Origin of the sequence: Halopseudomonas laoshanensis (genome assembly GCF_008365385.1) — a bacterium.
Lineage (GTDB): Bacteria > Pseudomonadota > Gammaproteobacteria > Pseudomonadales > Pseudomonadaceae > Halopseudomonas > Halopseudomonas laoshanensis.
Genome location: NZ_QOVF01000007.1, coordinates 11,408 through 31,002 on the forward strand (window position 1 = coordinate 11,408; position 19,595 = coordinate 31,002).

Consider the following 19,595-nt stretch of genomic DNA (forward strand, 5'->3'; position numbering starts at 1 on the left):
GGCATCCAGGGGCATACAACCCCATCCAACAGGCATGGCGGCGTCAAGCTCATCGGCCGGTATCAAAACGCACTTTTCCTGCGCCCACAACCCCGATAATTAACTGCCGGTAAAGCATCATTGCTCCAAAGTCCCGCCGCCCAGTGCCACGTAGAGATCCACCAGATTCTGCACTTCAGCCCGCCGGGTCTGGATAAACGCCTGCTCTGCGTCGAACAGACTCCGCTCGGCATCCAGCACCTCGATATAGTTGACCACGCCTTCCTGATAACGCTTGCGCGCAAGATTGACCACGCGCTGCAAGGTCTCGGTATTGCGGCGCTGGGCGTCGACCTGCTCGGCCAGATAACGCCGACCTGCGAGCGCATCGGCGACCTCATTGAAGGCGGTCTGAATGGTGCTTTCATATTCGGCAATGGCGATATTGTCGCGCGCCTGGGCGACCGTCAGGTTGCCGCGGTTACGACCAAAATCGAAGATCGGCAGCGTAATACTCGGCCCGATGCTCCAGGTTTCATCACTGCTGCTGATCAGGTTGTCCAACTCGCTGGAGGCATAGCCAAAACTGCCGATCAGCGAGACCTGGGGAAAGAAGGCTGCGCGCGCAATACCGATATTGGCCTTGGCCGCGATCAGCCGCTGTTCGGCGGCGAGAATATCCGGACGGTTGACTAGCAAACTGGATGATAAACCCGCATCCAAGGCCGGCGGGCTGGACTGCTGCTCCAGCGATAACGGCTCTGGCAGAGGTTCTGCAACCACACCCCCGGTCAATACCGCCAGCAGATTCTGATTTTCTGCGCGGGCCAGCATGATACTCGCCAGTTGCGTTTCGGCCTGTGTCAGCAGAGCTTCTGCCTGATTAAAGTCCAGGGCCGACGTGATACCTGCATCCAGGCGTACCTTGGCGATGCGCAACCCTTCGCGCCGGCTGATCACGGTAGCCTCAGCCAGCGCGATACGCTCCACTGCCTCTCGCAGCCCCAGGTAGGTGGTGGCCACATCACGGATCAGCGAAAGACGGAAAGCGCGTTGTGCTTCGATGCTGGCAAAGTATTCGGCGCGGGCGGCGGTGGACAGATTGGCCACTCGACCCCAAAAATCCAGCTCGAATGCCGAGATCGTGGCGCTGACCGAATAGGTTTCGCTGATCGAACCGCCACTGCCTGCTACGCCGGCCGCGGTGCCCTGGTTGAAACGCCCACGGGTGGCATCGGCGCCAATACCGAGCGAGGGAAAGCGCTCGGCGTTCTGTACCCGATAAAGCCCGCGCGTCTCTTCGATACGGTACACCGCGGCCTGCAGATCGCGATTGTTTTCCAGCGCCTGGCCAATCAGCACCTGCAACTGTGGATCAGCAAAAAAATCTTGCCAGGGTAGCTCTGCGGCGACAAATCCGCGCTCGTCCGTTAAAGACTCAGCGTCCGGATAGGACTCCAGAACCGGCGAATCAGGACGCTGATATTCCGGAGCCAATTGACAGCCAGCCAGCGCCAGCGTCAGCACACAGGGAATGAACTTATGCATGCCGTGGCTCCTTTTCATCAGCCGGGCCCGGCTCGTCTTCATCCATCTCGGCGCCTGGTGGCTTCTTGCGGGTCAGCCAACGGCGGACCGCAAGGTAGAACAACGGCGTAAAGAACACGCCCAACACCGTGGCCATAATCATGCCTCCCATTACCCCGGTGCCCACTGCAATACGACTTGCCGCACCAGGGCCGGTGGCGACAATCAATGGCAGCATGCCGAGAATAAAGGTCAGCGAGGTCATCAGGATCGGTCGCAAACGCAGTTTCACGGCGGCCATGGTGGCGTCCATCAGCGACTTGCCCTTGCCTTCCTCCTCAATGGCGAACTCGATGATCAGAATGGCGTTCTTGGCTGACAAGCCGATCACCGTGATCAAGCCGACATTGAAGTAGACGTCCGATGGCAGCCCACGCGTCATCGAAAACAGCACCGCGCCGAGCACGCCCAAGGGCACAACCAGCAACACCGCCAGTGGAATAGTCCAGCTCTCGTACAGCGCCGCCAATACCAGTAGAACGATCAGAATCGACAACCCCATCAAGGCGCCAACCTGACCAGATGCCTGCTGCTCCTCGTAGGACAATCCAGTCCATTCAAAGCCAAAGCCTTCCGGCAGATCCGCCGCCAATCGCTCCATTTCGTCCATCGCCTCGCCGGAAGAGCGCCCGGGCGCCGCGCTGCCGGAAATGGTCGTGGCCGGGTAGCCGTTATAGCGCTGCAACTGAGGCGAGCCCGCCGTCCAGGAAACAGAGGTAAAGGCGCCAAAGGGGACTATATCGCCCTCATCGGTACGCACGGTGAGATCCAGCACATCTTCCGGGGTCATGCGGAAGGGCGCGTCAGCCTGAAGCATCACCCGGTGAATGCGGCCTTCCCGACTGAAATCGTTAGCGTAGGCACTGCCGAAGGTAATGCTCAGCGTGGAATTGATATCACTGATCGACAACCCCAGTGCTCGTGCCTTGATCCGATCCACATCGACGCGCAGGCGCGGGGCAGTTTCTTCACCCTCAGGTCGGACCCCGGTGAGCAGTTCGCTCTGACTGGCCGCAGCGAGCAACTGATTGCGTGCATCCAGTAATGCGTCGGTGCCGGCACCGGAGCGGTCCTGCAACTTGAAGGTAAAACCTCCAGCCACACCCAGAGAGGGAATCGACGGCGGATTCAACACAAAGACAGTGGCATTCTTGATAGTGCTCAACGCCCCCATGGCTTTCTGCACCAGAGTCTGGGCGCTGTTTTCCACGCCTGGCCGTTCATCCCAGGGCAGCAGACTGACAAATGCCATGGCGTGTGCCTGGCCTTGGCCAAAGAAGCTGAAACCCTTGATAAACACCACGTTATCGACCTGGGGTAACTGGTCGTAATAGGCTTTAACCTCTTCCACGACCAAGTCAGTACGGTCGCCGGTAGAACCGGAAGGGCCCTGCACCGCAGTAATCATCGAGCCCTGATCCTCGGCGGGGATGAAACTGCCCGGCAAGCGCAAGAACAGCAGACCGGCGATCACCACCAAGGCTACGAAAAGCAGAAGAAAGCGCAGAGGTCGCACCAGGATGGCGCCCACACCGCCCTGGTAACGCGACGTGGTGCGGTCGATAAAGCGGTTGAAAGGCGCGAATATCCGTTTGCCTAGCGGCGGACGCTCACCCTCCCGAACGGGCGGACGCAATAACGCCGCACAGAGAGCGGGAGTCAGTGACAGCGCCAGAACCGTCGACACGCCAACCGATATCGCCAGCGTCACCGAGAACTGCCGATAGATGCCGCCGGTAGAACCGGGGAAGAAGGCCATGGGCAGAAACACCGCGATCAATACCAGGGTGGTTCCGATCACCGCCGAAGTCACCTGATCCATTGCTTTGACGGTAGCCCTGTAAGGACTCAAGCCCTCTTCTTCCATCAAGCGCTCGACGTTTTCGACCACCACGATGGCATCGTCCACCAGGGTACCGATAGCGAGGATCATCGCGAACAGACTCAGCAGATTGATCGAAAAGCCGAAAAGCCACAGCCCCATGCAGGCGCCAGCCAATGCGATGGGGACGACAATGGTCGGGATAACGGTGGCGCGCCAGCTTTGCAGAAACACGAACATCACCAAAAAGACCAACAGCATGGCGACCGACAACGTGATCAGTACTTCCTTGATCGATGCGCTGATGAAGGGCGTGCTGTCATACGGGACGATCCAGCCGATGTCCTCGGGAAATCCACGTTCCAGCTCAGCCATGCGGTTCTGCACGCCTTCGGCGACTGACAGCGCATTGGCGCCTGGCGTCAGTTGCACCGCCATACCTGCGGCTTCCTGACCATTGATTTCCAGGCGGGTCAGGTAACTTTCCGCTCCCAGCTCAATCCGGGCGACGTCATCCAGACGCACGGCTGAACCGTCGGAATTGGCCCGCAAAATAATCTGCGCAAACTCTTCGGGCGTGCTCATTCGCCCCTGGGTCTGAATGGTAGCGGTGATTTCGATATTCTCGGCGTTGGGCAGATCACCCACGGCACCACCAGCGGACTGGCTATTCTGTTCCCGGACTGCGGCAAGCGCATCGGCCGGCGACAGCCCGAAGCTGGCCAGCTTGTCCGGATCCAGCCAGATGCGCATCGCGTACTGGGTGGAGAATTCCCTGATATCACCTACGCCGGGGACGCGCCGCAGCTCATCGACAACCTGAGAGGAGGCAAAGTTGCCCAATTCCAGCGCCGAGTTTTCACCATTCTTGGACGTCAGCGCGACAATCATCAGAAAGCTGGAAGATGCCTGGTTGACCTGCACGCCCTGGCGCCTGACCTCCTCGGGCAGACGCTGTTCCACGCGGCTGAGGCGGTTCTGCACCTCCATCTGCGCGTTGTCTATATCAGTACCGGACTCGAAGGTCAGTTCAATGGAGGCGCTACCGTTCGAACGGCTTGTGGCCTGCATGTACAGAAAGCCTTCAACGCCGTTCAACTCCTGCTCGATGATCTGCGTGACGTTGGTTTCCAGCACCGAGGCATCCGCCCCTGGGTAGGTCACGCTGATGCTCAGCGAGGGTGGCGCAATGCTTGGATATTGCTCCACGGCCAGATCGTTCAGCGCCAGCAACCCGCCCAGACCGATAATCAGCGCAATAACCCAGGCAAACACTGGGCGCTTGATAAAGAAATGCGGGGTCATGGGGCGTCAGTCCCCTCGCTTTCTGCTCCGTCAACTTCGTCAACGCTGGTCTGGGCTGGCGCCCCGGGCGCATCCGCATTGGACTTTTCAGCTTCAGCAACCCGCACTTTTTGGTCGGGACGCGCCTTCTGCAGCCCGGAAATAATGACGCGATCTCCCGGCTCCAAGCCGGAGGTGATAATCCATTTGCCGTCACGCTGCTCCCCGACCTCGATTGGTCGCACCGTCACGACATCTTCCGCATTCACCAGTCGCACTGTAGGGCCCTGCTCAGTCATCTGCACTGCGCGCTGGGGCAGGATCATGCCCTCTTCGCGGGTACCGGCCTGAATGCGTGCATTTACAAACTGGCCGGGCAATAACAGACGGTCAGGGTTGGGAAATTCTGCGCGCAAGGCTACGGTGCCGGTTGCTTGGTCAATCGTCATCGCATAGAAATTCATCTTGCCGACCTGGTCAAACTCACTGCCATTTTCCAATGTCAGCGTGACTGCGACATCCCCATTCTCCGGACGCGTCAGTTCTCCGGAGGCCAACTGCGAGCGAATGGACAGCAGTTCCGAGCTGGATTGGGAAAAATTCACGTAAACCGGATCGAATTGTTCGACGGTGGTCAGCAATGTGCCGTTGGCGGCACTCACCAGGGCACCTTCGGTCACCTCCGCGCGCCCGGCGCGCCCGGCAATGGGTGAGCTGATCGTGGTGTAATCCAGATCCAGCTGCGCGGCATCAAGCTGCGCCTTGGCCTGCGAGACATCCGCCTGCGCAGTGCGCAGACGGGCGACTGCGGTGTCGTATTCCTGTTGGCTGATCGCCTGCTCTTCTACCAACCCTTTGTACCGCTCCACGTCCTGAGCCGCGTTGGCTTCAGTAGCCTGGGCACGATCCAGTGTTGCCTTGACTGCGCTGAGGCTGGCCTGCATCTCACGCGGGTCGACCGCGAACAACTCTGCGCCAGCCTCCACATCACTGCCTTCACGGTACAGGCGTTGCTGAATAATCCCGTCGACCCGCGCGCGAATTTCCGCTGTGCGCACCGCCTGTACACGGCCCGGCACTTCAATGATGTTGTCTACCGCCTCAGTGCGCATCACCTGAACCTGGACCTCCGGCGCCGGTGGCGCCTGGGCCGCTGCCGGTCCGGCCTCTTCGCTATCACAAGCGCCCAGTAACAAAGCCGAGAGAAGGAGCAAGGCCCTGGAGGCGGTTCGATCGCGCATTGAGTAATCCTTTTGATAATAAGATGGCAGAGCTGTATCGCATGCTGGTGATACCACGCCCAGCCTGGTCAGGAATGCAGCCGCTGCAATTATGCCACTGGCACGCCGGGCAAAACTAGACAATCAACTCTAGTTCTGCCTCCAGACCCGGCTGAGTTGCTACAAGGCGTGTCTGTTTGCGCCACCGCAGCCTATCACGACGCCCTCCTCGATGACCTGCGCAACAGGCTCAAACCGATCACCGCCAACAACACATGCGCCAGTCCCAGCAATGCCACCACAGCGTGCTTGACATTGTTGCCGAACAATCCGAGCAGTTCCCATTTATGTAGATAACCGAAGACCCAGCTTTCAAGCCGATCAGCATCCTGCACGCGGGCTGCCAGCGCGCCGTCCAGCGGGTCGATAAACAGCGTGGTATGGGCAGCGTCGGTGTACTCCCGTTTGAACACCGGCAGACGCTTGAACACAAAGCCGTACTCATGATCGAAACCATGCTGCATCGCCGGCTCGCCGCCCTCGCCCAATCCCAGCGCCTGGGCGTAATGGTCCAGTCGCTCGCTAGCGTAGCGGCGCGGGGTGTCGTCGGTCATTTCATCACCGGCTGCGCTCAGGTAATGCAGGCTGTCCATGACGCCGTACTGATTACCCTGCGCGCGCCAGACCGGCTGGCCGTCAAGCTCGATCAGGCTAAGTTGGTAGAGGCTTTCGCCGGGCAGCAGCCATGCCTGCTCGGGCGCCGCCGCCAGGTCAGCAACAGCAAAGTTGGCGTGAAATGGCCTGGGCATAGGTTCGGCACGCTGCTTGTGCAGCAGGTGGTAGGCGCCGCTGCTGGCAAAGCTTAGCGTTGCCAGTGCCAGGCCGAGCCCGGCCCATCCATGCCAACGGCGTAATCCGCTCACCGCACGCTTGCGCGCGACGAATATACCCAGCCCCAGCAGGGTTGCTGACATAACGCAGGCCAACAAGATAAACATCAACAGCGGCCGCAACGGACCAGCCGCTTCCAGCCAACCGAAACTGTGCAGCGTCTGAAAAAAACCACTGAACCAGGCCTTGCGCTGATCCACCAGTGTGCCGAGCCGGTCATGGTAGAGATCAAGGTACAGACGCAGCCGGTTTTCCCGGCCGGTATCCACCCGCGCCACCGGCAGCAGCCGATTGATAAAGGCATATTCCCCTTTGTAACCGGTCAACGTGCCGGCATAGGCCAAGGGTTCGTCTGATGCCAGATAATGCCTGGCCAGGGCTTCGGCGTGCCGGGCCAACACGTCAGCGTCGTTGCCGTTGCGCGCATGCCAGTAGCGTGGCTCGTCGGCGCTTGGCAGACGCGCCTGATAGTAGGGCTCGCCCTCGATCTGCACCAATCGCAGGCCCTGCACCTTGTCTATACCCGCAGCTCCCAGCACCGCCGCGGGCGAGAGCAATTCCTCCAGCGGCAGGGCCTGTTGCGGTGGCGACATAGTCGCGGGACGCGCCTGCATAAAGCTCATCAATGGGTGGAGCATGCCGCTACCCGCCCAACTGAATATGCCGACACAGGCGAGTATCGCCAGCCTACGATGCCAGGGCATCAACCGCAGCAACCATTGCCGCCAGCGCGGAGCGCGCGCGCCGCTGACGGCAGCGTTGCTCATAGCCGCCACTCCAGGCCGGCGAACAGACCGCGACCGTCGCCGGGCATGAATTGTGCGCTGTCAGCGCCGCCAGCATCGGCCACCACGCCAGTCGTCGCGACGTAGCTGCGATCTGACAGGTTGCGCCCCTCAACAAAGAAGCCCAACCCCTGCCTCTGCCGATAACCCGCTTTCAGACCCCAGGTCGAATACCCCTCGGCGTATAACGTCTCAGCATGATCCACTGCGTAGTGACTTGGCACCCACTCGAAGGTCGGACCGGCATACCAGCCGCGTTGCTGCCACAGCGCCTCGCCTTTAATGAACTGGCGCGGCACGCCAGCCAGGCGGTTGCTGCCATACACCGGATCATCGTCAAAACGGAAGTCGTTGAACAAATACTGCCCGCGTACGACCACCTTGCCAAGCGTCAGCCCACCGCCCAGCTCGATCCCCTGATGCAGCGTGCGATCGGCGTTCACGGTACCCTCAGGGTCGCCATTGGCATCGTTCAACGCCAATAACTCATCACGGATCTCGCTACGGTAAGCGGCCAGATCCAGCTCCAGACTATTTCCGCTCCAGCGCATGCCGACTTCCAGCGTATTAGCCCTCTGCTCGTCGTTGGCACTGATCACCTGCCCGCCGGTCAGCTCGCTAAAGGTCGGCGGTTCGGCGCTCTGGCTGATGTTGGCGAACAACTGCACGCCTTCGGCCAGATCATGCCGCACCCCCAGCCGACCCAGCTCACCGCGGTAGGTGTTGTTGAAGGACTCATCCTGCGGCACACACACCGCGGTGACGAAGGCGTTACACTGCAGCCGATCATCGACATCACGCTCCTGGCGCATCCAGGCCAGCCCGCCGATTACCGCCCAGCGCTCGGCTACCGGCACTTCCAACTCGGCAAAAGCATTCAGGTTGCTGGCGGTCTGGTGTAACGCGTTAACGCGCTGGCCTTTCTGCCCACCCAGATTGATATAACGCTGATCGGTATTGCGCCCTTCCACCACCTCGGCGCCCATGCTCCAACGCCAGCCCGCATCATTAGCCCAACGATGCGTCAGCCGAACGCCCATATCTTCCGTGTCCACGTCCAGAACCTGAAAGATCGGATGAAACAGGGATTTTTCGCTGTAAAAACTGCTCAGCTCGAGGCTGTGCCCGCCGTCGAGGGCCAGGACCGTCATATTGCCCAAGCGGTTAAGGATGAAATCGCGGCGATTGTCGCCCGTCACACTGCCTGGATTTGCCTGGCGCGGGTCGTCACGCAATTGCGCCAGGGTCAGGCTACCGGGCAAGGCCGAATCGGTATCCACATGGGTGAGATAGAAGCGCGTGGCAATGCGCTGGTTAATGCGCCCGCCCAGATTGGCAAATAACCGCTGGTTTTCCTGCTGCGCGTGCTCGCGATAGCCGTCCTGCTCAGAATGCGACAAGCTGACGAACCCGTCCCAGTTGCCAAAATCCTCGGCGAAGGCGCCATACAATCGATGGTAGCCAAAGCTGCCGCCTTCGTAGCGCAAGTCTACTGGCGCAGCGGTTTTGCCCGTCGGGCTGACGAAATTGATCGCCCCGCCGAGATTGGTCGCGCCATAGCGCCAGGCGTTGGCGCCGCGCATCACCTCAATGTGGTCACTCGCCAACGGCTCGATACTCTGGAAGTCGAAACTGCCATCCGCCAGATTGACTGGCACACCGTCTTGCATCAACAACAGGCCGCGGCCGTGGAAGGTGCGCTGCAGGCCTGAACCACGGATCGAAAGCCGCGCCTCCTCAGCACCAAAACGCGGCTGCACGAAAACACCAGCAGTCAATCCCAGCGCATCCTGCAGGGTGCTGCTGCGCCCGGTTTTGTAGGTCTCGGCATCGACGATCGAGGCACCGCCCGGAATAGCCGCGAAGGTGGCCCGCTTGTCTCTGAGCGTGGGTGCGGTCGGATCGCTCTGGCGGCTGGCCGAGACCGTCTGATCGGGTAAACGCAAGATGTCACTTTGCGCCTCGGCGTAAGCAACGGGGTGAATAGCAACGCAGATGCTGCAGGCCAAAAAGCCTGACCTTGAAAGACAATGCATGGTAAATCCTCCATACGCCTGTACCCGCGCTCAGTAGCGCAATGTAGCCAGGCGTTGATTCGCTTAAACCTTTATCAGCAGCTGCCGGGCAAAGCGCCAGACAGCGGTATAGGATTCAGGCGAACAGCGGAGGAGCTCGAGGATTGGCGGGAGGCCAGGCGACACGGTGGGGCTTGTTCGCCAGAAACAGATACAACGCAGGTGGACTATGGCGTAGTGCCAACCAGCCCAGCAGACCAAAAAAAGCGGCAAGCGCCAGCGCTACAAAGGCGGACACCAGGGAGCAGTCGACGCTGGCAGTGGCGCCAACCGCGGAGGGATCGAGTAAAAGATCTACCCCCGACAAGCCGGGGTTATCGGTATTACAAAACAGGATTCCAGAACCATTGAGCTGTAACGCAGACATCTGTCCGTGCCCCATACTGCAATGGAATGCGCTGAGCATGATGCAAAAATACAGCATCAGGGCAACATGGGCGCGTTGGGATCGAGTAATTGTCATGCTCGAAATATAGCACCGAGCATTTCGCCCGCGCTATGACTGCTTCAGCTTCGTTGCTGCTTCAAGCCGGGCCGATTCGGCGCTTTGCCAGGGGCAAATATGAACCTGCGGCAGGTGCCGCAGGCCGACTGAGCTCAGACGTAAGTCTGATCACCAAAGCCTCGAGGCAAGCGCTGAGTACCCGGCATGGCTGTCAGTCTGTCGGTCCAGAAGCCACGCCAATCAAATGTTGGCTGCTGGGTCTCGGTTTTCTTGACTGTCTTGGTCTTGCTGGCAGCGCGGCGTTTAGCGTTGCGCGAGCGGCGCTGCGCTTCCTGGAATGCTTCAGTCCGGCGGCAGTTGCGACATTTGACGCGACTGACCTTATTGGTGGACTCCAGATGCGAACCTTCACTACCACAGGCGAGGTGCCCAGCCGTTTTGTAATGAGTAACCATGGGTGATTCTCCTTCCCAATGCCGTTTTCATGAATCTGGTTCAGCCAATGGGGAGGCTGTTACAGACTCGTCCGTTGAACGGTCACGATCCCGTCATGGGTTGGACAACTCATCACCTGCCCGGTTCGATAGCCCAACTTTGCGGATACTGAAGTGATCGCGGCAGGCGCAGATCAATTACCCGTCGTTCCTCCAGGCTTACCGGCGGTTTCTTTACATCGGCAAAGAATTCGGCCGCCAACTCGGCTATCAACCCCGAATCGCGCGCCTGAACCAGCAAGCCCTGCAGCAGGGTATGTAGCTCGGGATCAGTCGGTGACACGTACATGATGTGGTCCTGGTCGTAAACCAGCACCAGATTGCGCTCTACGTCCAGGTCCGGATGAAGGCGCCATTCCTCCGACATTTCGTGCGCACCGCGTGGCAGGTAATCCATCCCCCGATCCTGCGAGGCGACCATTTGATACAGTCGCTTCCAGTCGCCGCCCATGGTCCGTACCGGCAAATCATTCGCTACCCAGATAGGGTGATCTGCCCAGGCGACGCCCAGGCCGGCGACCACGCCCAATTGCCTGAAATCCTCAAGCGTCTGAACCTTGTCATAGATGACCTGAGCGCCCTTGGGAATGAACAAAATGCGCTGATTGACCAGATCGTCAGTCATGCCCACATTGACCGGCAGGAACCTTCCATCTCGCTGCGGCGTTCGCCCCAGAATAAATGCGCTGATCTCGCCGTGCTCGAGCATGACCTCCAGACGCGTGGTTGGAAAATTGCCCACATTGTGAACACGCACGCTGTGGCCCTGCTGTTCAAGCGTGCGGGTCAGTAAGCTGGAAATATAGGCAAAGGCTGCCGGCGTGCCGCCAAGATGGAGCACCACCTCCTTGGCTGACGCGTCGGCCGAGCGCATCGGCGCAGCGGAACCACTCAAGTCTGTACCGGCTGAGGCAGCGTGGGCGAATGCTGCTACAGATAACAGCGCCAGCCAAGAGCTGGCGACCGATAATATGCGATGGAAAATCACTTCACGTCCTTGATGACAGCCAGTAAGCCAGCATGCGGCTGGCAAGCCGCGCATGATAAGCAGTTTAGCTGGCCAAGTCCCTCTCTGCGTCAATCGGCCGCTAGCGACAGTCAATCCTCGCGGGTCAACACTTCCAGCAGCTCGATTTCAAATACCAGGTTTGAGTTCGGTTTGATATGGGGGCCGAACTGGCTGGCGCCGTAGCCCAGATGCGCCGGGACAAAAAGTTTGCGCTTACCGCCAACCTTCATGCCCATCATGCCCAGATCCCAACCTTTGATTACCCGTCCGGTACCGATGACACACTGGAATGCCTTGCCACGATCATAGGAGGAGTCGAACACTGTCCCGTCTTCCAACATGCCGGTGTATTGGGTCGTGATCAATGCGCCCTTGACTACTTCCTTACCCTCACCAACCAGGATATCGGTTACTTCAAGCTCTTCACTCATACATCACCTATTCATTGGGGTGCTCAAACTGTGACTGGTGGACCGCTACCGTGGTCACAATTAATCCCTGCTCTGCAATTGGGGTCGAGTTTCCCCAGCCAAGTCTGATCAGTCGCTCAGCCCTTGGAGTCCGGCCCGCTCGATAACATAGCCGAGGCTGTCGAAGTTGATATTGGCGCCGGAATTGATCGCCACCAGGACCTGATCACGGCATTGCTCGCGAGCCACGTATTTTTTCAATCCGGCCACTGCCAGCGCGCCAGAGGGCTCAGTGATAGAGCGCGTATCGTTGAAAATATCCCGCAGCGCGGCGCAGGTTTCATCGGTGCTCACGGTAATCACTTCATCCACCCAGTGCCGGCACAGGGCAAAATTGTGCGCGCCGATCTGGGCCACGGCCACACCGTCGGCAAAGGTGCCAACCTTGGGCAATACCACCCGTTTACCCGCCGCCAGCGCTTGCTGCAGGCAATTGGAATCCTCGGGCTCCACGCCAATCACCCGGATATCCGGGCGCAGATACTTCACGTAGGCGGCAATACCGGCGATCAGACCACCGCCGCCGACCGGGACAAATATCGCGTCCAACTGGCCGCTGTGCTGCCGCAACACTTCAACCCCAACGGTTCCCTGACCGGCAATCACTGCCGGGTCGTCATAGGGCGGCACGAAGTTCAGCCCGCGCTCTTCAGCCAACGCCAGAGCGAAAGCCAGCGCCTCAGGAAACGCATCACCGTGTAGCAGCACCTGAGCGCCCCGGGAGCGTACGCCGTGCACCTTGATCGCTGGGGTGCTGACAGGCATGACGATGACGGCGACGATCCCGAGTTTCTGCGCTGCCAGCGCCAGACCCTGGGCATGATTGCCGGCAGAAGCAGTGACAACGCCCCTGGCGCGGGCCTCTGCACTCAATCGCGAAACCTTGGTATAGGCGCCACGGATCTTGAACGAGAACACCGGCTGCAGGTCTTCACGCTTGAGTAATACCTGATTGCCGAGCGCCGCCGTGAGCCGTGCCGCCGGCTGCAACGGCGTTTCGATCGAAACGTCGTACACCGGCGCGGACAGGATTTGCGTGACCGTATCGCGCAGCAGTTGCTGGCGTAGCCCCGGGTCGTCGCCGACCGTATCCGGATCGGAAAGCGAACTCGCGCCCGCAGGCCAGGCTCGAGCGGAACTCAGTTGGAAAGAGGAAAGTGACATGTTGTCTCCCTAATCGATCTTTAGCCCAGGAGACAGAAACAAAAAACCCGCCTCGGAGGCGGGTTTTTCAGTGGCCGAAAGTCAGCCCGCCAGTACTGGAATGGCGGTCATAATCATTCGGCTGAAAAAGGCATTTGTGTAAGTCATGGGATGAATCTACTGCGAGCTGGGGGTAGAGTCAAGATCACCTCAGCAATCCTGCCCACGGCACCCGACCCATTCAGGCGGCAATATGAGCAAGATCATAATCATCACCGGCGGTAGCCGCGGCATTGGCGCCGCTACGGCAATACTCGCAGCGGCGCGCGGCTACGCGGTATGCGTCAACTACCTGCGAAACCACCTGGCCGCCCAGGCCACAGTGGACATCATCCGCAGTCAGGGTGGCAAGGCCATCGCAGTAGCGGCGGACGTATCCCAGGAGAGTGGCGTCGCGCATCTGTTCAGCAGCGTCGATAGCCAGCTCGGTCCGGTGACGGCATTGGTCAACAACGCAGGCATTCTGGAACAACAGACTCGCGTGCAGGATATCGATGCCGCCCGCCTTCAGCGCATCCTCACGGCCAATGTCATCGGCCCCTTCCTGTGTGCGCGAGAAGCGATCAAGCGCATGTCTACCCGCCACGACGGCAAGGGTGGTGCCATCGTCAACGTCTCATCGGCCGCCGCGCGCCTGGGTTCCGCCGGAGAGTATGTTGACTACGCGGCGTCCAAGGGCGCCATCGACACCTTCACCACCGGCCTGTCACAGGAAGTCGCCGCCGAGGGTATTCGCGTCAACGCGGTGCGGCCGGCGTTTATCTATACCGACATGCACGCCAGCGGCGGCGAGCCGGAGCGCGTTGATCGCATCAAGGCATCGCTGCCGATGCAGCGCGGCGGTCAGCCTGAGGAGGTGGCCAACGCGATCCTCTGGCTACTCTCCGAAGAAGCCTCCTATACCACAGGCAGCTTCATCGACCTGGCAGGCGGGAAATAGCGGCAGGCCTTCCAACTCGCCACGACTTGCCGAACGGATCACGCTAGAGACCCTCAGTACCCGGTCATCTCCAGATAACCCTCGCCCTGATGGGAGCCGGCAAACCGCACTGACCCCTCCCAGTAGGGAATGCCGGTGCCCATCCAGGCCTGATCGTTCAGCGCTTCTGTGGTGACATCCAGTCCCTGCGAAGGTACCTGCAGGCGCCAGCGCGTAGGCACCTCGCGCTCGGCCACGGTGACGCTATTGAGCGGCTGCATGCTGATCTGCTCACGGCGCAGCGGCGTGGTTTCACCTGCGGCGGTGATCCAGGTGCCGGAGTAATAGTGGTCGCCTGCATCACTGCGCAGACGGAACAACATCAACTTGTTGCCATCGTCCATGTGCAGTGAAAACCAGTCCCAGCCCTGCTGATCTGGGGCCAGCGGTTGGCTGCTCCACTCCCGGTCCAGCCAGGCCTGGCCGCTGACTTTATGGGTCTGCCCCTGCCATTGAATCTCGCCCTGTACCTGATAAAACGGCTGGCTCATATACCAGGAGGCCTGGTCACTGTCGGACTTGCGGCTATAACCCTCCTCGCCCTGGAGTACCATGGGCAGGTCGGAGGTCAGCTGCAGCTGATAACTGAAACCCTCACCGCTGGCGCTAACCCGCAGGGGGCTTAAGCGCTGATTGGCCTGGCCTTGTAGAGACCAATCGTCGATCCAGGCTTCAAATGGCTCCAGCGTGACCCCCGCCTGTCCGACGCCGCCCCGGGCCAGGCGATCAGCATGTAAATGGCCATCGGCATGGGTCAGGGCCGCATGTCCGAGCCAGATCTGTTCGCTCTGCCAACCGGCCTCTGCCTGCTCCGCAGTCTGTGCGCTCAATGCCTGGCGAAACAACGTCCATTGCGCGCCCCAAGGCTTGCCTTGCTCATCGGTCAGGTTGGCAGTGACGTACCACCACTCGATGCGGTAATCCGGGTGCGCGGCGTGATCGCGCGGCAGCACGATCGGCGCGCCGGGCACAACCTGGGTAAAGCCGTCGGATGCCTGCCCCAGACCGGCAAAGCCAGAGCTTGGCGGGGGTGGCGATTCTTCGCAGCCGGCCAAGGCAAGCAGCATCACAGCGAATCCCACCAGCGTCACACTTCTCAGCTCAGCTTTCATTGGCAAAACTCCTGAGCAGGCTGCCGGGCTGCGCACGTGCAATACGCCATACCGGCCCCAGACTGGCCAACAGCACGGCCGCCAGCGCGAACCCGCCCAGCGTTGCCCACTGCGCCGGGAACCAGTGCCAGGGCAACCGCCAGCCAAACGCCTGTACATTGACCACATCAATCAGACACCAGGCCAATAGCAGCCCTAACGGAATCGCCATCAAGCAGGTGAACGCCGCCAGCACCAGCATTTGCAACAGACTCAGGCCGGCCAACTGCGACGGCCGCAAGCCCATGGCCCATAGCGGCGCCAATTGGCTCAAGCGGCTGTCAGCCAAACTGAGCAGACTGGTCAACAGGGCGATGGCGGCGACGCCCAGCGTCAGAGTATTGAGTGCGGCGGTCGCGGCGAAGGTCTGCTCGAAAACGTCACGCGAGTAGCGTTTCAGCGAGGCCTGATCGATGACCCGATTACCCGCCAGGGCAAAATGACTTTGCAGCTCGCTCGCCAGCTCGGCAGCCCGGCCCGGTGCGCTGAGCACGCCAAGACTGGTAATCGGCTGATCAATCCAGCGCTGCGTCAGCCCCGTAGCCGAGACCAACAGTTGCCCGCGGGGATTGCCGTAATCGGCGTAGCGACCCAGCACCTTCAAGCGCCATTCACCGGCGGGCGTAGTCACCACCAACTGATCCCCCAGCGCCAACCCCAGCCGATAGCCCAGCTGTTCGCTGACCATAGCACCCTGCCCGGCAGCCAGGGCCTTCCAGGCTTCTGGGACAGACTCGAGCAGCGGCCAGGTCTGGGCATACAGCGGGTGGTCAATCACGCCGCTGAGTTCGGCCGGCCAGCCCGCGATGCGCGTGTCCAGTTGCCAACTGGGCAGCTGCGCGCGCACCTCCGGGCGTGCCTGTAACCAGGTCGTGATCTCGGCCGCCTGCTCTTCGCTTTCCGGGCGAATATAGATATCCGCAGCCAGACGCTGATCTAGCCAGCCGGTAAAGGTCTGGCGAAAGCCTTCGGTCATGCTGCCGACGCCGACGTTGGCGGCCAACGCCAACAGCAGAGCCATCAACGCCATACTCAGACCGGACAACTGCTGCTGACTGTCGGCCCAGAACCATTGCCCAATCGGGCCCCGCGCCGACCGCGCGCCAAGCCGCAACATCCCCTGGAGAAACACCGGCAGGAGCCAGGCCGCTCCCAGCAGCAGGCAGGCCAGCAGCGCAAACCCGGCCAGCAAGCCGCTACCAAACTCTATCAGCAGCAGCGCAGTACTCAGCAGCAGCACACCCAAAGCGCTCAAGCGCGCCACCACGCGACCTTGGGCTTCGCGCCAGGCCTGTGGCCGCGCCCAGGCCAGCACCGGCATGCGCAAGGCGGTCAGCACACTACTGCCGCCGGCCAGCAAGGTGCCGAGCAGACTCATACCCAACCCGGCCAGCCACCAGCCGGCACCCAGTGACAACTGCCCGGCCACCTGTGCACCGTAAAGGCCACGCAGACTGGCCGCCACATCCCCCATCAGCAACCCCGCCAGCGCAAAACCGCTAAGCACTCCCAGACTGCCGCCAATTAGCGCCAGCAGCACCAGCTCAACCAAGAGCGCCGCCACCAGCATGCGCAGACTGGTGCCGCAGGCACGCAAGGTCTGCATCACGCCACGGCGCTGTTCCATCGCCAGCCCGGCGGCCGCATGTACGATAAACAGCCCGACGACAAAAGCCAGCAGCCCTAATGCCGTTAGATTGAGATGAAAACTGTCGGTCAGCCGCTGCAGATCCGCCTCGCCCCGGGACTCCCAGATCAGCGGCAGGTCATTGGCAATGGCCGGCTGCCCGGCAGCGAACTGATTGTCGACCAACAGCTCGCTGAGCAAACCCGCCTGGTTCAGCAACTGTTGTGCGCGTCCTATATCCACGACCAGCACGCCGGGCGGCATATCGGCAACCACCTGCAAAGGTGGCAATACCTGGCCTTCAGCGAGCGTCAGCGGAGTGGCGGCGTTCACGCCCAGATCAGCCAAGGTATCGGCTGCAACCCAGGAGCGCCCGGGGGCGCGAATAAATTCCGCCAGGGCGTCGGTACTCTGCATACCAGACGCCAGCGCCCCACCGCTCGGCAAACTCAGAGGGTCGATACCGGTAAGTTGCAGCCGCCGCTCGCCCCCTGGCGTAGCCACGCTAACACTGCCCTGCAAGACCGGCGACACCGGCCAACCAGCGCGCCGCAGTTCGGCAAAACGCTGCTGCGGGATCAGCTGCCCACCCGGGCTGACCAGCACGGACTGGCCGCTGCCGCCGAACAGCTGCGCAGCGCGATCATAGCTGTCACGCGCCTGGCTGTTGAGCGCCTGCACACCGGTCCAGAGCGCGGTCGCCAGCCACAACCCGACCAACAGGCAAGCCGCCTGCAGCGGATGCCGACGCCAGTGACTGAGCAGACTGTGCAGCGTCCAGCCCAGACGTCCGAGCACGCCGCCGCTCAACGAACAGCTCCCTGCACGCGGCCGTTGCTGAGCAAGATCTGTTGATCGAGTCGGCTCGCCAACCGCGAGCTGTGAGTCACCATCAACAGGCTGGAGCCGACCTTGTCGACCAGCGCCAGCAACAGGGCCATTACCTCATCGGCGGTGCGCTCATCCAGGTTGCCGGTGGGTTCATCTGCCAGGATCAAAGGTGGGCGCAGGGCCAGTGCGCGGCCCACCGCGACCCGTTGCTGCTGGCCTCCGGAGAGTTGTTCCGGGTAGCGCTGCAGCAACGCCTCCAGGCCAAGCTCTGCCGTCAGCGAGGCCTGCCATTCGGCATCCAGCCGGCCTGCCAGACGTGCCTGAAAGGCCAGATTGTCGGCAACGGTTAGCGAGGGAATCAGATTGAATTGCTGAAAAATTACCGCCACGCTGTCACGGCGATAAGCCGCACGGGCCGCTTCGTTCAGTGCGTCGAGGCGCTGCTCACCGACCCGAATCTCGCCACTATCAGCCTGATCCAGCGCGGCCACCAGATGCAGCAGCGTACTTTTGCCGCTGCCGGATTCACCCATCAGCGCCAAGGTCTGGCCGCGCTGCAGCTGCAGATCAATTCCATCAAGAATCTGCAACCGGCCCTGGGGACCGCTGTAGCTTTTACGCAGACCGGTAATCTCAAGCATGCCGGTGGGATTCATAAGCGGTTCTCGTAAGACATGTCTGCCAGCGCGCCTGCCAATGCACTCAAAGGCTGGGTGCTGCGTTGGCGCCGCCATTGATCAGGGGAGCATCCAGCCCAGCGTTTGAACGCCCGAGAGAAACTGGCGGCCTCGGCATAGCCCAATTGCTGAGCGATGCTGTCCAGCCCCAGGGTGGTGTCGCCCAGTAGCCGTTCCGCCAGATTGCGCCTTACCCGCTCATCCAATTGCCGGAATGGATGGCCTTCTAGCGCCAGACGCCGGTGCAACGTGCGCTCGGACAGGCCCAGCCAACCGGCCACGTCTCGCGCCGGATGAATACGCCCGGAGTGACTCATCAGACTCTGCAGTACCTGTCGCGCCAGCGGCGCCTGAATATCATCCAGGCTGTCACATAAATGCTGGCACAGGTTGGCGCAAGTGCGCTGGGTCATGGCATTGGCTAGCGGCAGGGCGCTATGCAGATCCTCCCAGGCTATCAGCATCGCATTGCGTGCTGCGTTCATATCTGCCGCACATTCGAAGTGCGCGTTATACAGCTCGGCCGGCCCGGCAGAAGGAACACAGATTTCGATGGCCAGGGGCACAAACGGCCGCTGTAACAGCTCACTGTACACGCACTTCCATGCCGCCATACCACGCTCGACCACCAGGCATCGGGCATCTTCGGGTAACACACTGGCGTCCAGCACCATCCATAGCCCAGACTTATCCGGATGCAGACTGACAGGGCAGATCGACATCGCCAGCGGCCGAAACTGGCTGGTGATTTCGATAGCATCCATCAAGTTGCGGCTGGCCAACATGGTGTAACCGAGCAAGCCCAGACTGGTCAAATGATAGCGTTGACCGAGCCGCAGACCCGTACCCGGCTGACTATGCTGCGCGACCAGATTGCGAATCACCGCCAGCTCCTGCCACAGCTGTAGAGAGCTGAGCTCCTCAAGCGGGCGATCCTGCAGGCCGGTATTGGCCAGACACTGCCGGGCAGGCACGCCCAATTCCGCTGCGAGCTCCAGCAGCAACCTCACGTTGGTATTGTCACGACGCTGTCGCCAGTCCATCCGAGTATTCCGTTTCGTCGTCA

14 protein-coding genes and 1 pseudogene are annotated in these 19,595 nt (G+C 60.8%); 1 reads left to right on the forward strand and 14 read right to left on the reverse strand.

Going from position 1 to position 19,595, the window contains the following annotated elements; all coding sequences use genetic code 11:
- Window positions 1–117: 117 nt before the first annotated feature.
- The 10 genes and pseudogenes from DT594_RS16275 to ilvA all read right to left on the reverse strand — a co-directional run.
- Window positions 118–1,527, reverse strand: a complete 1,410-nt coding sequence (locus tag DT594_RS16275; RefSeq protein WP_149333878.1) for an efflux transporter outer membrane subunit — start codon at window positions 1,525–1,527, stop codon at window positions 118–120.
- A complete protein-coding gene (locus DT594_RS16280; RefSeq protein WP_149333880.1) occupies window positions 1,520–4,693 on the reverse strand; it encodes a multidrug efflux RND transporter permease subunit in 3,174 nt (1,057 codons plus the stop codon). Before DT594_RS16280 ends, DT594_RS16275 begins: the two co-directional genes overlap by 8 nt.
- Window positions 4,690–5,913, reverse strand: a complete 1,224-nt coding sequence (locus DT594_RS16285) for an efflux RND transporter periplasmic adaptor subunit (RefSeq protein WP_149333882.1) — start codon at window positions 5,911–5,913, stop codon at window positions 4,690–4,692. Before DT594_RS16285 ends, DT594_RS16280 begins: the two co-directional genes overlap by 4 nt.
- Before the next feature lie 194 nt (window positions 5,914–6,107).
- Window positions 6,108–7,550, reverse strand: coding sequence for a PepSY domain-containing protein (locus DT594_RS16290; RefSeq protein WP_149333884.1), 1,443 nt, complete (start codon window positions 7,548–7,550; stop codon window positions 6,108–6,110).
- Window positions 7,547–9,514: a TonB-dependent receptor family protein gene (locus DT594_RS16295; protein ID WP_246164669.1), complete on the reverse strand. Its 1,968-nt coding sequence runs from the start codon at window positions 9,512–9,514 to the stop codon at window positions 7,547–7,549. The genes DT594_RS16290 and DT594_RS16295 overlap by 4 nt, the downstream gene beginning before the upstream one ends.
- A 205-nt stretch (window positions 9,515–9,719) precedes the next feature.
- Window positions 9,720–10,106 carry a DUF2946 family protein gene (locus DT594_RS16300; RefSeq protein ID WP_149333888.1) on the reverse strand — a complete coding sequence of 129 codons (387 nt, stop codon included), beginning with the start codon at window positions 10,104–10,106 and terminating at the stop codon, window positions 9,720–9,722.
- Between the two features lie 134 nt (window positions 10,107–10,240).
- Complete coding sequence (locus tag DT594_RS16305) at window positions 10,241–10,543, reverse strand: hypothetical protein (RefSeq protein ID WP_149333890.1); 303 nt, start codon at window positions 10,541–10,543, stop codon at window positions 10,241–10,243.
- Window positions 10,544–10,655: 112 nt separating this feature from the next.
- On the reverse strand, window positions 10,656–11,477 hold the full coding sequence (locus tag DT594_RS16310) for a hypothetical protein (RefSeq protein ID WP_149333892.1): 822 nt from the start codon (window positions 11,475–11,477) through the stop codon (window positions 10,656–10,658).
- Window positions 11,478–11,680: 203 nt separating this feature from the next.
- On the reverse strand, window positions 11,681–12,022 hold the full coding sequence (locus DT594_RS16315) for an FKBP-type peptidyl-prolyl cis-trans isomerase (protein ID WP_149333894.1): 342 nt from the start codon (window positions 12,020–12,022) through the stop codon (window positions 11,681–11,683).
- 126 nt (window positions 12,023–12,148) lie between these two features.
- Window positions 12,149–13,117 (reverse strand): annotated as a pseudogene (gene ilvA / locus DT594_RS16320) (threonine ammonia-lyase, biosynthetic); the annotation flags it as partial.
- A gap of 340 nt (window positions 13,118–13,457) precedes the next feature.
- Between ilvA and DT594_RS16325 the strand changes: the two are divergent.
- Complete coding sequence (locus DT594_RS16325) at window positions 13,458–14,204, forward strand: SDR family oxidoreductase (protein WP_149333898.1); 747 nt, start codon at window positions 13,458–13,460, stop codon at window positions 14,202–14,204.
- A 53-nt stretch (window positions 14,205–14,257) separates the two neighbouring features.
- Here the strand turns inward: DT594_RS16325 and DT594_RS16330 are convergent, their stop codons facing one another.
- From DT594_RS16330 to DT594_RS16345, 4 genes are read right to left on the reverse strand one after another with little or no spacing between them, the layout of a single operon-like run.
- Window positions 14,258–15,355 carry a lipocalin-like domain-containing protein gene (locus DT594_RS16330; RefSeq protein WP_149333900.1) on the reverse strand — a complete coding sequence of 366 codons (1,098 nt, stop codon included), beginning with the start codon at window positions 15,353–15,355 and terminating at the stop codon, window positions 14,258–14,260.
- A complete protein-coding gene (locus DT594_RS16335; RefSeq protein ID WP_246164671.1) occupies window positions 15,345–17,831 on the reverse strand; it encodes an ABC transporter permease in 2,487 nt (828 codons plus the stop codon). Before DT594_RS16335 ends, DT594_RS16330 begins: the two co-directional genes overlap by 11 nt.
- Complete coding sequence (locus DT594_RS16340) at window positions 17,828–18,493, reverse strand: ABC transporter ATP-binding protein (protein ID WP_149334085.1); 666 nt, start codon at window positions 18,491–18,493, stop codon at window positions 17,828–17,830. The genes DT594_RS16335 and DT594_RS16340 overlap by 4 nt, the downstream gene beginning before the upstream one ends.
- 11 nt (window positions 18,494–18,504) lie before the next feature.
- Window positions 18,505–19,572 (reverse strand): AraC family transcriptional regulator, encoded by a 1,068-nt coding sequence (locus DT594_RS16345; RefSeq protein WP_149333902.1) that lies wholly within the window; start codon window positions 19,570–19,572, stop codon window positions 18,505–18,507.
- Window positions 19,573–19,595 lie beyond the last annotated feature (23 nt).